Below are 14,848 nucleotides of genomic sequence, written 5' to 3'. Positions count from 1 at the left end.
CTGCACGGATCGCCCGCCGGCGTCATTCTATCAGCCGGGCGGCGCGCAGGCCGTCCAGGAGATGCTCCAGTCGCGCGGGATCGCGATAGGGAAGAATGTGCCTGAGCCGCGCGAGATCGAAATCGGGATTGATCTCGCGCACCGACTGCCAGAGCCGCCGGGCCTCCTCGAACCGGCCGCCATGGCCGTATATGGCGGCCAGGAACAACCGGGAAAAGTCCGAGTTGGGCGCCTTCTCGAGGCGCTTCATGTAAGCCGTCTCGGCCGCCTCGTAGCGCCCTAGCGAAAACAGCGCGCGGCCGAGGAACTGTTGCGTGATGCTGAATTCGGGATCGAGCCGCACCGCCTGCTGCAGGGCGGCGACCGCCTCCTCGTGCCGGCCGAGGAAATCGTAGACATTGCCGAGAGACGCGAAGCCCACGGCGGAGTTGGGATCGCGTTCGAGGGAAAGCTCGGCGTTGCGCCGTGCCTGCTCCAGGTCGCCCTCCCGCAGATCGACAAGCGCAAGCGCCTGGTAGGCCGCCGGTTCGTTGGCATCGATGGCGAGCGCCCTGTCCGCCAATGCCCGCGCCGCCGCGAGATGCTCCTTGCTGTCGCCGTTCCAGCCATTGGCGAATTCGATGCAATGACAGCCCGCCATCCAGGCGTGGAACCGGGCCTGGCCCGGGTCGATCTCGATGGCCCGGGCCAGGTAGCCGCGCGCTTCCGCCATGCTTTCGGCCGTGATCCGCGCGATCGCGCCGCGGCCGCGAATATAGAGATCGTAGGCCGCCGGATCGATCTTGCCGCGTGCCGCACGGCGCGCCTTCTCGTCGCGCGTCATGACGACCTCCAGCGCGCGCACGATGGCGCGGGTGACGTCGTCCTGGGCAGCGAAGATATCCTCCAGATCCCGGTCGAAACGATCGGCCCAGACATGGCCGCCGGTCAGGCCGTCGATAAGCTGCGCGTTGATGCGCACGCGGCGACCGGCGCGGCGGACGCTGCCTTCCAGCACGTAGCGGATCCCGAGCTCGCGGCAGACCACCCGGATATCCGGATTCCGGCCCTTGTAGGCAAAGGACGAATGGCGGGCGGTGACGAACAGGCCGGAGACCTTCGACAGGTCGGTGATCACGTCCTCGCAGATGCCGTCGGCGAAATAGTCCTGCTCGGGATCGCCCGACATGTTCTCGAACGGCAGCACCGCGATCGACGGCTTGTCCGGCAACGGCGGCCCGGCATCGCCGTTCGCCCCCGCGGCCCCGTTCGGCAGCCCGTCCGCCGGCCAGCGCCAGACCCGGACGGCGCGGGCAATATTCTTGACCGCGTGCTCGCCGCCGTGGGTGAAGTCCGCGGCCAGTGCGCCGCGGATCTCGTCGTGCACCTTGCCGGAAATGCAGATCCCGCCCGGCGTTGCGAGCGCCTGCAGGCGCGCGGCGATGTTCACCCCGTCGCCGAGCAGGTCGCTTCCGTCGACCATCACCTCGCCGATGTTGACGCCGACGCGGAGCAGCATCCGCTGTCCGGCCGGGCGCCCGGCCTCGCGCGCCGCCATCGCCTTCTGGATGGCAAGCGCGCATTCGACCGCCGACACCGCGCTCGCGAATTCGATCATCAGCCCGTCACCGGCACTGCCGACGATGCGTCCGCCGCGGCCGGCGATTTCCGGCTCCCACAACTCGCGGCGATGGGCCTTCATGCGTTCCAGCGTACCGTCCTCGTCGGCCTCCATCAGCCGCGAATAGGCGACGATGTCGGTACAGACGATGGCGGCTAGTTTTCTGGTCGCTTGCGGCGGCATGGCGGGAGTTTAGCGCCCTCGAACGGTCTCAGATACGGGCTTGCGCGCCGTCAGGCGATCAGCCGGGCGGCGCGCAGACCCGCGTAGAGACGCTCGAACACGGCCGGCTCGCGATAGGGCATGATCCGGCGCAGACGCTCGATATCGAAACCCGGGTTGATCTCGTGGATTTCCCGCCACAGGTGCCGCGCTTCCTCGTTGCGCCCCTGGTGGCCATGAATAGATGCGAGAAACATCCGCGCGATATCCGAATGCCGCGCCTCTTCCAGCCGTTTCCGGTAGGTCGCCTCGGCCTCGTCGTAGCGTCCGAGGTTGAACAGGCAGCGGCCGAGGAACTGTTCCGCGACGCCGTACTCGGGATCGAGGCGCAAGGCGGTCTGCAGGGACACGATCGCCTCGTCCGCGCGGCCGGCGAAATCGAGGATCGAACCGAGGGCGGCGAAGGCGCCCGCGAAATTCGGATCGAGAGCGATCGCCTGCCTGACCGACCGTTCGGCGGCGTCGAGGTCGCGAAGCCACATGCGGGTAAGCGCGAGGGCAAGATAGGCGAACGGTTCGTTTTCGTCGGACGCCAGTGCACGCGCGCAAAGTTGCAGCGCCGTCTGCAGATTATCCGGACCGGCGCCGTTCCAGCCGTTGGCATATTCGACGGTGGTGACCAGCGCCAGCCAGGCATGGGCCGGCGCCAGGTCCGGTTCGATGGCGATCGCGCTTTCCAGGTCCTGTCGCGCCCGGACCATGCCTTCGGCCGTAAGATCGTTGACCGAACTCCGGGCGCGAATCGCCAGATCGTAGGCTTTCGGATCGACCTTCCGCCGGCTGTCGCGGCGGGCTTTTTCGTCGCGTGTCAGGGCGACCTCCAGCGCGCGGACGATCTCCCGCGTCACGTCGTCCTGCACGGCGAAGATATCTTCCAGGTCTCGGTCGAAGCGATCGGCCCAGAGATGCCCGCCGGTGTGGCCGTCGATGAGTTGGGCACTGATCCGCACCCGGCGGCCGGCGCGCCGCACACTGCCCTCCAGCACGTGGCGGACGCCGAGTTCGCGGCAGACCCTGCGGATATCCGGGCTCTTGCCCTTGTACGCGAAGGAGGAGTTCCGGGCGGTGACGAACAAGCCGGAGACCTTGGACAGGTCGGTGATCACATCCTCGCAGATGCCGTCGGCGAAATAGTCCTGTTCCGGGTCGCCGGACAGGTTGTCGAATGGCAGGACGGCGATGGACGGCTTGTCCGGCAGCGGCAACAAGTCCTCGGAGCGACCCTTGTCGGCCTCGGCATCCGGCCCCGTTGCCGGCCAGCGCCAGACCCGGACCGGACGGGCGATGTTCTTGACCGCGTGCGCGCCGCCGTCCGCGAAGTCGGCCGGCAGCTTGCCGAGAATCTCGTCGCGCACCTTGCCGGAAATGCAGATCCCGCCGGGCCTCGCCAGGGTCTGCAGGCGGGCCGCGACATTCACGCCGTCGCCCAGCAGGTCGCCGCCGTCGACCACGACCTCGCCCATGTTGACGCCGATGCGGAGCAGCATCTGGAGATTCCCGGGTTGCCCGGCCTCGCGCGCCGCCATGCCCTGCTGGATCGCCAGCGCGCACTCGACCGCCGACACGGCGCTGGCGAATTCGATCATCAGCGCATCGCCCGCGGATCCGACGATCCGCCCGCCATGCCCGGCGATCTCGGGCTCCCACAGCTCCCGGCGATGGGCCTTCATGCGCGACAGCGTGCCGTCCTCGTCGGCCTCCATCAGCCGCGAATAGGCGACGACATCGGTGCAGACAATGGCGGCGAGTTTCCTGGTGACATGCGGCGACATGGCGCGAGTTTAGCGCTGTCGCGCGATCTCAGATATGGGGAAGCGTGGTCCGGAATGCCCGCGTTCCGGGCGGCTGTCAGTCGACCAGTCCGGCGGCCCGGAGGCCCTCTTCGAGATGATCCAGGGCTGCCGGAGCCCGGTAGGGCATGATCCGGCGCAGCCGCTCTATATCGAATCCCGGGCTGATCGCCTGCACCTCGCGCCACAGACGCCGCGCCTCTTCCCTGCGTCCGAGATGACCGCAGATGGCCGCCAGGTAACACCGGGCGAGATCCGAGTTCGGCGCCGTCACCAGCCGTTGACGATAGATCTCCTCGGCTTCGCCGTATCGATGTAGCGAGAACAGCGTCCGGCCGAGGAACTGCCGGGCGATGCCGTATCCCGGATCGAGCCGGAGGGCGTACTGCAGCGCCTTGATGGCGTCCTCGTGGCGACCGGCGAAATCGAGTATGGAACCGAGTGAACTGTAGGCGCCGGCGAAATTCGGATCGAGTTCGATTGCCCGCCGTGCGGCGCGTTCCGCCTCGTCCAGATCGTGCAGCCACATGTGGATCAGTGCCCGGGCATGATGCACGTAGGGCTCGTTCTCGTCGGCGGCGAACGCCTGGTCGGCCAGGCCAAGCGCGATCCGGAGATAATCCGGGCCGGCCCCGTTCCAGCCGTTGGTGTATTCGACACAGTGAATGAGCGCCAGCCAGGAATAGGCGGTCGCCAGGTTGGGGTCGATGGCCATGGCGCGCAGCAACAGCCCGCGCGCCTCCTGCAGGCTGTCAGCGGAGAATTCGTGGATGAGGCTGCGCGCCCGTATGGCGAGGTCGTAGGCTTCCGGATCGACCTTGCGACGCGCCGCACGGCGGGTCCGTTCATCCTTGGTCAGGGCGACCTGCAGGGCACCGACAATCTCCCGGGTGACATCGTCCTGGACGGCGAAGATGTCTTCCAGATCACGGTCGAACCGATCGGCCCAGAGATGGCCGCCACTGATGCCATCGATCAGCTGGGCATTGATCCGGATCCGACGGCCGGCGCGCCGCACGCTGCCCTCCAGCACATGGCGGACGCCGAGTTCGCGGCAGACCCGGCGTATGTCCGGGCTCTTGCCCCGGTAGGCGAAGGAGGAGTTCCGGGCACTGACGAACAGGCCGGAAACCTTGGAGAGGTCGGTGATCACGTCCTCGCAGATGCCGTCGGCGAAATAATCCTGTTCCGGGTCGCCGGACAGGTTGTCGAACGGCAGGACGGCGATGGACGGCTTGTCGGGCAAAGGCAACGGGTCATCGTCGCGGCTCTGCCCGGCATCGGCGAGTTGCCCGTCCGCCGGCCAGCGCCAGACCCGGACCGGACGGGCGATATTCTTGACCGCGTGCTCGCCGGCATCGGCGAACCCGGCTGGCAGCTTGCCCTGGATCTCCTCGCGCACCTTGCCGGAAATGCAGATCCCGCCCACCGCCGCGAGCGTCTGCAGGCGCGCCGCGACATTCACGCCGTCGCCGAGCAGATCGTCGCCGTCGACCACCACCTCGCCGATGTTGACGCCGACGCGGAGCAGCATCTGCAGGGTCTCGGGCCGCCCGGCCTCGCGCGTCGCCATGCCCTGCTGGATCGCCAGCGCGCACTCGACCGCCGAGACGGCGCTGGCAAACTCGATCATCAGCGCATCGCCCGCGGACCCGACGATCCGCCCGCCGTGCCCGGCGATCTCGGGCTCCCACAGCTCGCGGCGATGGGCCTTCATGCGCGACAGCGTGGCTTCCTCGTCGGCCCCCATCAATCGCGAATAGGCGACGATGTCGGTACAGACAATGGCGGCGAGCTTCCTGGCGACATGCGGCGACATGGCGGCAGTGTAGCGCCGACCCGCGACCGCAGATACCGCCAAGCCGTCTCGTTCAGTCGGGCTCGCCGCGACGGCCGTGGCGACGGCACCGCTCGGCCAGATAGACCTCGCCATCGGCCCCGATCGGCTGGTCGTCGAAGGTGAACCGGCCGCTTTCGAGATCGTAGACGATGGTCCCGACGGCGACCTCGACATCGGCAAGCCGGGGGTTCGGATCGGCCAGGAGTTCGCGGAGCGGAATATCGATGGCGAGCGTCACCACCTCGGGCAGGCGCAGTCGTCGGGGCTCGTCGAGATCGGCGGGCGCGACCGCCCTGCCCCTGACGCCGACACCCGGCCGGTAGGTGACATCGGCGTCGGCAACATGGCGGATCAGCCGCTCGCAGACCCCGCGCTCGACGACCAGCTCGCCGGCAACGGCGGCCGTCGGCGTCGCGGCCAGGATCGGCGTCGCGGCCAGCAGCGCCAGCCCGCTTGCGGCAATCCGGATCATCGGCCTGTCCCTCGCATCCGCTGAGGCTAGCGCGGCCCGGTTAAGCGTTCGTCAAGGCGGCTCAGGCCGCGTGCAGCCAGGCCGCGATATCGAACGGATCGTAGCGCATGTACGCCCAGATGCCGGCCGTGATCACGATGGCGATGGCGGTCGTCACGAGCGCCTTGCTGACCATGCGCGGGCGCAAAGGCGCTCCCGGGTCGGTACCGGGCGCGAAATCGGCCTTGCCCTCGTCCTGGCTGACGATGCCGATCGGCAGGACGCAGAACAGCACCAGCCACCAGACGACGATGAAGACCACTATTCCGCCGACGAGCGACACGGGCTCAGACCTGCTCGAGCTCGACCAGGGTCCCGGTGAAGTCCTTCGGATGGAGGAACAGCACCGGCTTCCCGTGGGCGCCGGTCTTCGGCTCGCCGTCGCCGAGGATCCGCGCGCCGGTCGCCTTCATGCGATCACGGGCAACGAGAATGTCGTCGACCTCGTAGCAGACATGATGCATGCCGCCGTCCGGATTGCGCTTCAGGAAACCGGCGATCGGTGACCCCTCGCCGAGCGGCCGCAGCAGCTCGATCTTCGTGTTGGGAAGTTCGACGAAGACCACGGTGACCCCGTGATCGGGCTGGTCGACCGGGTTCGAGACCCGGGCCCCCAGCATGTCGCGATAGACGGCCGTCGCCTTTTCCAGGTCCGGAACGGCGATGGCGACATGGTTCAGCTTGCCGATCATGCGGCCTCCACTTCACTGACTTTGCGGCCCTTGCGGGCCGGTTTATCGCCGACGCGGACGACCTCGACGATGGTCGTCGGGCGATGCCCGGAAAGCCGGCGGACGACCCGGCGCACCGCGCGGCGCACCGCCTCGGTGAGATTCGCGTCGCTGCGCCGCTCGGCGGTCCGGAGCGCGCGCAGCTCGCGCGCGAGCTCGGCCTCCATATCCTCGAGGATATCGTCCTCGGTGCCGTCCTCGAAGATGCCGATCGTGGTCACCCGAAGCGGCGCGATAGGCTTGCCCTCCTGATCGACGACGAGCGTCGCGGTCGCGGCACCGTTGAACACCAGCCGGCGCCGTTCCCGGACCAGCAGGCCGTCGACCGGCACCAGCCCGGACCCGGACAGCGCGAGCCGCCCGGTCTCGGCCTGGCCGACGATGGTTGCCGGCCCCGGTGCCAGCCGCAGGATGTCGCCGTTCCGGAGCACCGGCGCTTCCGGCACCCCGAGCGAACGGGCAAGCGCGGCATGTTCGTAGAGATGACGGGCCTCGCCATGCACCGGCACGGCGATGCGCGGTCGCACCCAGCGATACATGTCGGTCAGTTCGTCGCGCGCCGGATGGCCCGAGACATGGACGAAATGGTCGAGTTCGCTGACCACCTCGACGCCGGACCGGGCCAGCGTGTTGTGGAGCGCGAACAGGCTCCGCTCGTTGCCAGGGATGACCTTGGACGAGAAGATCACCGTATCGCCGGCATCGATCCCGATATCCGGATGCTCGCCGGCGGCGATTCGCGCCATCGCCCCGTTGGGTTCCCCCTGGCAGCCGGTGCAGAGCAGCAGCGTCTTGTCCGGCGGCAGGAATCCCGCCTCCTTGGGCGGGATCGGCGCCCTGAGACCGGGCAGGTAGCCGCACTCGCGGGCCACCGAGACCATGCGGTTGACCGAGCGGCCGACCAGCACGAGATCGCGGCCATGCGCGGCAGCGACCTCGGCGATGGTCTGCACCCGGGCGATGTTCGACGAGAAGGTGGTCACCGCGACCCGGCGCTTGCAGCGGCCGACAATCTCCATCAGCTGGTCGCGCACCCGGGATTCCGAGCCGGAGCGGCCGGCCTTCAGGACATTGGTCGAATCGCAAACCAGCGCCAGCACGCCGGCATCGCCGGCGGCGGTGAAGTCCTCGGGCCGGGTCGCCGGACCGACCAGCGGCTCGGGGTCGAGCTTCCAGTCGCCGCTATGCACGACGCGGCCGAACCGGGTGTCGATGACCAGCGACCGCATTTCCGGGATCGAATGGGTGATCGGCAGCAGCCCGATAGTGAACGGCCCGAGGACGAGCGGCTTGTCGTCGTCGAGGATATGGACCTCGACCTCGTCCTGCAGCCCGGCCTCGATCAGCTTGTGGCGCAGCACGCCGGCGGCGAACGGCGTCGCGTAGACCGGCACCCGCAATTCCGGCCAGAGATGGGCGACCGCGCCGAGGTGGTCCTCGTGCGCATGCGTCAGCACGATCGCGATCAGGTCGTCGCGGCGATCCTCGATCCAGGTCGGATCGGGCATGATGATGTCGATGCCCGGCAGCGATTCGTCGGCGAAGCTGATGCCGAGATCGACCATCAGCCATTTGCCGTCGAGGCCGTAAAGATTGAGATTCATGCCGATCTCGCCGGTTCCGCCAAGCGGCAGGAAATGCAGCGCGTCGGCGGCGATGTCATCGGTCGGTCTGGTTTGCTTCATCACTGTAAATTGCTGTTCCGGCGATGGATTTCCAAGAGGCCATTCATCGTCAGGTCCTGATCGATACGATCGATGGCGTTCGTGCCCTCGGCGAAAAGCGGCGCGAGGCCGCCGGTGGCGACCGTTCCCATATGCACGCCCCATTCCTCGCGAATGCGCGTGACGATGCCCTCGATCATGCTGACATAGCCCCAGAACACGCCGGACTGCATGCATTCCTGGGTGTTGCGGCCGATCACCCGCTCGGGCCGGGCGACGGCGACCCGGGGCAGCTTGGCCGCCGCCATGTGCAGCGCCTGAAGGCTCAGGTTGATGCCCGGCGCAAACACCCCGCCGCAGAAATCGCCGTTCTCGTCGATCACGTCGAACGTCGTCGCGGTACCGAAATCGATGATGATCAGCGGCCCGCCGTACTTCACATGCGCGCCCACGGCATCGACGATGCGGTCGGCCCCGACCTCGCGCGGGTTGTCGATCCTGGCGCGAATACCGGTCGTGACATTCTCGTCGCCGATGAACCGCGGATCGACCTCGAAGTAGCGCCGGCAGAGCGTCTTCATGTTGAAGTCGCTCTGCGGCACCACGCTGGCGATGATCGCCGCCTCGATGTCGTCGAAGCTCAGCCGGGAGAGCTGCATCAGCGAGAGCAGCCAGGCGGCATATTCGTCCGCCGTGCGCTTGTCGGAGGTGGCGATCCGCCATTCGCCGCGCATCGTCTCGCCGTCATAGATGGCGAAGGTCGTGTTGGTATTGCCGACGTCGATGGCGAGCAGCATCACGCCTCTCCCTCTGCGATTGCCGGGCGGAAGACCTCGCCCGCGTTGATCACCCTGCGCACGCCGCCCGGGCACCCGAGAACCAGGCCGCCGGCATCGTCGAGATCCTCGAAGACACCCTCGATCGAGGTGTTGGGCAGGCGCGCGACGAGCGGCTGGCCGAGCCCGTCGGCGCGCTTCAGCCAGGCCTCGCGAAGTGGCCCGAAACCGTCCGCGAGGAACCCGCGGTAGAGCGGCAGCAGGGCCTCGGCATAGGCCGCCAGCAACGATGCCGGGGTGCCGGCGCCGCCGGCCGCGCGGATGCTGGTCGGCAGGACATTGGCGGCGATGTCCGGATGGCTGTCGATATTGATACCGGTGCCGGGAATCAGCCAGTCGACGAGGCCGCCCTGCCCGGTCCGCGATTCGAGCAGGATGCCGGCGATCTTGCGGCCGTCGACCAGGACATCGTTCGGCCACTTGCAGGAAACCCTGACGCTGTCCGGCAGATGGCGCTCGACCGCCCCGGCTATGGCCAGCGCGACGGCGAAGGATAGCTGCGCCGCGGCCAGCGGAGCGACAGCCGGACGGAGCAGCAGCGAGCAGTAGAGATTGCCGGGCGGGCTGGTCCAGCTCCGGGCGCGGCGGCCGACGCCCGCGCGCTGGCTGCCGGCGCGCACGATCAGCCCCTCGGGAGCGCCGGCCTCGGCAGCCTTGCGGACCTCGTCCTGGGTGCTTTCGACCTCGTCCACATAGCGGCAGTCGTAGAAGGACGGGAGCGCCAGACCCGCGTCCGGCCCCGCGGTCACGGGAATAGCGCCGCCGCCGCCGTGCCGGCCCCGGCCACCAGCTGGCCCGGATAGACGAAGTAGAAGACGGTCAGGACACCGGCGACGGTGGTGATCAGCCCCATCACGCGCGTCATCGACTCGAACTGGCCGCTCGGCTCGTCGAAATACATGACCTTGATGATGTTCAGATAGTAGAAGGCGCCGACCACCGACGTCACCACGCCGATCACCGCCAGGGCATAGAGGCCCGAGTTGACCGCGGCGAGGAAGATGTAGAGCTTGCCGAAGAAACCGGCGAGCGGCGGGATACCGGCCAGCGAGAACAGGAAGGCGGCGAAGGCGAAGGCGGTCTTCGGCTGGGACTTGGCGAGGCCGGCCAGATCGGCGACGCCCTCGACCATCCCGTCCTTCCGGCGCATCGAGAGAATGCAGGCGAAGGCACCGATATTCATCACCGCGTAGATCGTCATGTAGACCAGCACGCCCTGCACGCCCTCGGCGGTACCGGCCGCGAGACCGATCAGCGCATAGCCCATATGGCCGATCGAGGAATAGGCCATCAGTCGCTTGATGTTGCGCTGGCCGATCGCGGCGAAGGCGCCGAGCAGCATCGAGCCGATCGAGATGAAAATGATGATCTGCTGCCAGTCGCCGGCGACCTCGCCGAACGGCGAAAGCATGGTGCGGAAGAACAGCGCGATCGCCGCCACCTTCGGCGCCACCGCGAAGAATGCGGTAACCGGCGTCGGCACGCCCTCGTAGACGTCCGGCGTCCACATGTGGAACGGCACGGCGGAAACCTTGAAGGCAAGGCCGGAGATCAGGAAGACGAGCCCGATCAGCAGGCCAAGCTCGTTCTGCACGCCCTTCTCGAGGACCTCTGCGATGGCGGTGAAATTGGTGCTGCCGGTGAAGCCGTAGATCAACGAGCAGCCGTAGAGCAGCAGGCCCGACGACAGCACGCCCAGCACGAAATATTTCAGGCCGGCCTCGGTCGCACGCTGGGAATCGCGCTTGAAAGCGGCGGTCACGTAAAGCGACAGGCTCATCAGCTCCATGCCGAGATAGAGGCTGATCAGGTCGTTGGCCGAGATCATCGCGAGCATGCCGAGCGATGCCAGCAGCATCAGGATCGGGAACTCGAAGCGGGCCATCCGCTCCCGCTGGATATAGTCCATAGACATCACGATGGCGGTCGCCGCGGCAAGCAGCGACAACACCTTGGCGAAGCGCGCGAAATCGTCGGTGATGAAGAGGTCGCCGAACGCCAGCGTCGTCCCGCTCGGCCCGGTCATCACCAGGAAGGCCGCGAAGACGAGCGAGAGCACCGAAAGCCAGGAGATCGGGACGACCGCGCGATTGCCCCGGAAGGCGCCCAACATGAGCAGCACCATCACCGCGACGGCGAGGAAGAGCTCCGCGCCCGCGGCCGAGATGTTCAGGGAATTGATCGTGTCCATGATCGTCTCTGGCCTTCTAGCGGGTGGCGACCGACACCGCGTTGGCGGCGTCGAGGGCGAGCTGGTGATGCTCGATCAGATTGGCGACGGAGGCGTCCATGACCCGGAGGAACGGGTCCGGCCAGACGCCCATCACGATGCACATGATGATCAGCGGCGTGAAGATCAGCATCTCGCGCCGGTTGACGTCGAGGATCGACTTGAGATCGTCCCGGGTAAGCTGCCCGAAGATGATCTGGCGATAGAGCCAGAGCGCGTAGACCGCGCTCAGGATGATGCCGATCGCGGCGATCACCGCGACCCAGGTGTTGACCTGGAAGATGCCGGCCAGCGCCAGGATCTCGCCGACGAAGCCCGAGGTGCCGGGCAGGCCGACATTCGCCATCGTGAACAGCATGAAGATGAAGGCGTATTTCGGCATCCGTGTCGCCAGCCCACCGTAGCGCGCGATGAGCCGGGTATGCATCCGGTCGTAGACCACGCCGACGCAGAGGAAGAGCGCGCCGGAAATGATCCCGTGGCTCAGCATCTGGTAGATGCCGCCCTGCAGGCCCTGCGTGGTAACGGTGAAGATGCCCATCGTCACGAAGCCCATGTGGGCGACCGACGCGTAGGCGATCAGTTTCTTCATGTCCTCCTGGACGAAGGCGACCAGCGAGGCATAGACGATGGCGATCACGCTGAGCGCGAAGACCAGCGGCGCGAACATCTCGCTGCCGAGCGGGAACATCGGAAGCGAGAAGCGCAGGAAGCCGTAGCCGCCCATCTTGAGGAGCACCGCCGCCAGGATCACCGAACCGGCCGTCGGCGCCTCCACGTGGGCGTCGGGCAGCCAGGTGTGGACCGGCCACATCGGCATCTTGACCGCGAAGGAGGCGAAGAAGGCGAACCACAGCCAGGGCTGCATGCCGGCCGGGAAGTCATGGGTCAGCAGGACCGCGATATCGGTGGTCCCGGCGTCGACATACATCGCGATCATCGCGATCAGCATCAGCACCGAGCCCAGCAGCGTGTAGAGGAAGAACTTGAACGAGGCGTAGACCCGCCGCACGCCGCCCCAGATGCCGATGATCAGGAACATCGGGATCAGGCCGGCCTCGAAGAACAGGTAGAAGACCATCAGGTCGAGGGCGCAGAACACGCCGATCATGAGCGTTTCCATGACCAGGAACGCGATCATGTATTCCTTGACCCGGGTCTGGATCGATTCCCAGCTCGCCAGGATGCAGAGCGGCATCAGGAAGGTCGTGAGGATCACGAACAGCATCGAGATGCCGTCGACCCCCATGTGATAGGTGATCCCGGCGGCCAGCCAGTCGCTCTTCTCGACGAACTGGAAGCCCGCGACCGAATTGTCGAAGTCGATCCAGATCAGCAGCGACAGCGCGAAGGTGATCAGCGTCGTCCACAGCGCGACGTTGCGGGCATTGCGCGCGACCACTTCTTCGCTGCCCCGGACCAGCAGGATGAACAGCGCGCCGACGGCCGGCAGGAACGTGACGATGGATAGCAGGGGCCAGTCGATCATCGGGCTCAGTCCACGCCGTAGAAGAACAGGGTCACGAAGGCCGCGATGCCGATCAGGATCGCGAACGCATAGTGATAGATGTAGCCGGTCTGGATCTGCTTGGCCCGGGCGGCGACGCGAACGACGGTCATCGCGATCCCGTCCGGCCCGAGACCGTCGATGATGCGGCCGTCACCGCCCTTCCACAGCACCCGTCCGAGCCAGGTTGCCGGGCGGACGAAGATCCAGTCGTAGAGCTCGTCGAAATACCACTTGTTGAGCAGGAACTGGTAGAGCGCCTGGTGCGTGCGGGCCAGCTCCGCCGGCATTTCCGGGCGCCGGATATAGAGCTGGAAGGCGATAAGGATGCCGACGACCCCGGCGACCAGCGGCAGGAACTTGACCCAGGCGGCGACATCGTGCGCCTCGGCCATGGCGACATGCTCCTCCAGGACGAGGATCGAGTTGCCCCAGAACTCCTGGTAATGATGGCCGACCATGTAGGGCGCGAAGATGAAGCCGGCGCAGATCGAGCCGAGCGCCAGCACGTATAGCGGGATCAGCATCACCTTCGGCGATTCGTGGACATGGTCCATGACCTCTTTCGAGGCCCGCGGCGCGCCATGGAAGGTCATGAACAGCAGGCGCCAGGAATAGAAGGCGGTCATGATCGCGGCCGCGATGCCGAGCCAGAAGGCATAGCTGCCGACAGTGGTGCCCGCCGCATAGGCCGCCTCGAGGACCATGTCCTTCGAGAAGTAGCCGGCGAACGGCCAGATCCCGGCGAGAGCCAGCGAGCCGATCCACATCAGCACGTAGGTCGCCTTGATATGCTTCCACAGGCCGCCCATGCGCCGCATGTCCTGCTCGTCCGACACGGCGTGGATCACCGAGCCGGCGCAGAGGAACAGCAGCGCCTTGAAGAAGGCATGGGTGAACAGGTGAAAGATCGCCACCGGATAGGCCGAGACGCCGGCGGCGAAGAACATGTAGCCGAGCTGGCTGCAGGTCGAATATGCGATGACCCGCTTGATGTCGTTCTGCACGAGACCGACGGTCGCCGCGAAGAAGGCGGTCGAGCCGCCGACCACGGTCACCACGGTCAGCGCGTCGGGCGCGTATTCGAACAGCGGCGACAGCCGGGCAACCATGAAGACGCCGGCCGTGACCATCGTCGCGGCGTGGATCAGGGCCGAGACCGGGGTCGGGCCCTCCATCGCGTCGGGCAGCCAGGTGTGCAGGAACAGCTGCGCCGACTTGCCCATCGCGCCCAGGAAGAGCAGCAGGCAGAGCGTCGTCAGCACGTCCACTTCCATGCCCATGAAGACGAACGACTTGCCGACCTGCTCCGGCGCGGCGGCGAAGATCTGGTCGAACTCGATCGAGCCGAAGATATAGAAGATCCCGACCACGCCGAGCGCGAAGCCGAAGTCGCCGACCCGGTTGACAACGAAGGCCTTGATCGCGGCGGCGTTGGCCGAGGCCTTGTGATACCAGAAGCCGATCAGCAGGTAGGACGCGAGCCCGACCCCTTCCCAGCCGAAATAGAGCTGCAGGAGGTTGTCGGCGGTCACCAGCATCAGCATCGCGAAGGTGAACAACGACAGGTAGGCCATGAAGCGACCCTTGGCCTTGTCGTGCGACATGTAGCCGATCGAGTAGACATGCACGAGCGACGACACGGTGTTCACGACGACCAGCATGACCGCGGTCAGCGCATCGACGCGGATCGCCCAGGAGGCGGCGAAATCGCCGGACACGACCCAGTCGAACAGCGTGATGGTGACCGGCGCATGGCCGAAGGCGACCTGGAAGAGCGCCACCCAGGACAGGAGGGCGCTGGTCAGTACGGCGCCCGAGGTGACGACCTGCGCGCCCCGGTCCCCGAGCTGGCGGCCGAAGAAGCCGGCGATGAGCGCCGCTGCGAGCGGCAGGAAGACGATCAGAACGTACATG

The 14,848-nt window shown here is 66.9% G+C and carries 12 protein-coding genes; all 12 read right to left on the bottom strand.

The window, feature by feature from the left end:
* Nucleotides 1-22 precede the first annotated feature (22 nt).
* Nucleotides 23-1,783, bottom strand: coding sequence for an adenylate/guanylate cyclase domain-containing protein (locus OCH7691_RS11205; RefSeq protein WP_085883643.1), 1,761 nt, complete (start codon nucleotides 1,781-1,783; stop codon nucleotides 23-25).
* A gap of 50 nt (nucleotides 1,784-1,833) precedes the next feature.
* Nucleotides 1,834-3,594 (bottom strand): adenylate/guanylate cyclase domain-containing protein, encoded by a 1,761-nt coding sequence (locus tag OCH7691_RS11200; protein WP_085883642.1) that lies wholly within the window; start codon nucleotides 3,592-3,594, stop codon nucleotides 1,834-1,836.
* 76 nt (nucleotides 3,595-3,670) lie between these two features.
* Nucleotides 3,671-5,473 (bottom strand): adenylate/guanylate cyclase domain-containing protein, encoded by a 1,803-nt coding sequence (locus tag OCH7691_RS11195; protein WP_217807929.1) that lies wholly within the window; start codon nucleotides 5,471-5,473, stop codon nucleotides 3,671-3,673.
* Between the two features lie 10 nt (nucleotides 5,474-5,483).
* Nucleotides 5,484-5,924, bottom strand: a complete 441-nt coding sequence (locus OCH7691_RS11190) for a hypothetical protein (RefSeq protein ID WP_085883640.1) — start codon at nucleotides 5,922-5,924, stop codon at nucleotides 5,484-5,486.
* 61 nt (nucleotides 5,925-5,985) lie between these two features.
* Nucleotides 5,986-6,246 (bottom strand): DUF1467 family protein, encoded by a 261-nt coding sequence (locus OCH7691_RS11185; protein ID WP_085883639.1) that lies wholly within the window; start codon nucleotides 6,244-6,246, stop codon nucleotides 5,986-5,988.
* A gap of 4 nt (nucleotides 6,247-6,250) precedes the next feature.
* Complete coding sequence (mce, locus tag OCH7691_RS11180; RefSeq protein ID WP_085883638.1) at nucleotides 6,251-6,655, bottom strand: methylmalonyl-CoA epimerase; 405 nt, start codon at nucleotides 6,653-6,655, stop codon at nucleotides 6,251-6,253.
* A complete protein-coding gene (locus tag OCH7691_RS11175) occupies nucleotides 6,652-8,379 on the bottom strand; it encodes a ribonuclease J (RefSeq protein WP_176245018.1) in 1,728 nt (575 codons plus the stop codon). Before OCH7691_RS11175 ends, mce begins: the two co-directional genes overlap by 4 nt.
* A complete protein-coding gene (locus tag OCH7691_RS11170; protein ID WP_085883637.1) occupies nucleotides 8,379-9,155 on the bottom strand; it encodes a type III pantothenate kinase in 777 nt (258 codons plus the stop codon). Before OCH7691_RS11170 ends, OCH7691_RS11175 begins: the two co-directional genes overlap by 1 nt.
* Nucleotides 9,155-9,943 (bottom strand): biotin--[acetyl-CoA-carboxylase] ligase, encoded by a 789-nt coding sequence (locus OCH7691_RS11165; RefSeq protein ID WP_217807928.1) that lies wholly within the window; start codon nucleotides 9,941-9,943, stop codon nucleotides 9,155-9,157. Before OCH7691_RS11165 ends, OCH7691_RS11170 begins: the two co-directional genes overlap by 1 nt.
* On the bottom strand, nucleotides 9,940-11,385 hold the full coding sequence (gene nuoN, locus OCH7691_RS11160; protein ID WP_085883636.1) for an NADH-quinone oxidoreductase subunit NuoN: 1,446 nt from the start codon (nucleotides 11,383-11,385) through the stop codon (nucleotides 9,940-9,942). The genes OCH7691_RS11165 and nuoN overlap by 4 nt, the downstream gene beginning before the upstream one ends.
* A 16-nt stretch (nucleotides 11,386-11,401) precedes the next feature.
* Nucleotides 11,402-12,913: an NADH-quinone oxidoreductase subunit M gene (locus tag OCH7691_RS11155; protein WP_085883635.1), complete on the bottom strand. Its 1,512-nt coding sequence runs from the start codon at nucleotides 12,911-12,913 to the stop codon at nucleotides 11,402-11,404.
* 5 nt (nucleotides 12,914-12,918) lie between these two features.
* Nucleotides 12,919-14,847: an NADH-quinone oxidoreductase subunit L gene (gene nuoL, locus OCH7691_RS11150; RefSeq protein ID WP_085883634.1), complete on the bottom strand. Its 1,929-nt coding sequence runs from the start codon at nucleotides 14,845-14,847 to the stop codon at nucleotides 12,919-12,921.
* Between the last annotated feature and the right edge of the window lies 1 nt (nucleotide 14,848).

The organism is Oceanibacterium hippocampi (genome assembly GCF_900172325.1).
Classification (GTDB): Bacteria; Pseudomonadota; Alphaproteobacteria; order Sneathiellales; family Sneathiellaceae; genus Oceanibacterium; species Oceanibacterium hippocampi.
This window is presented reverse-complemented; position numbering and strand designations above follow the sequence as displayed.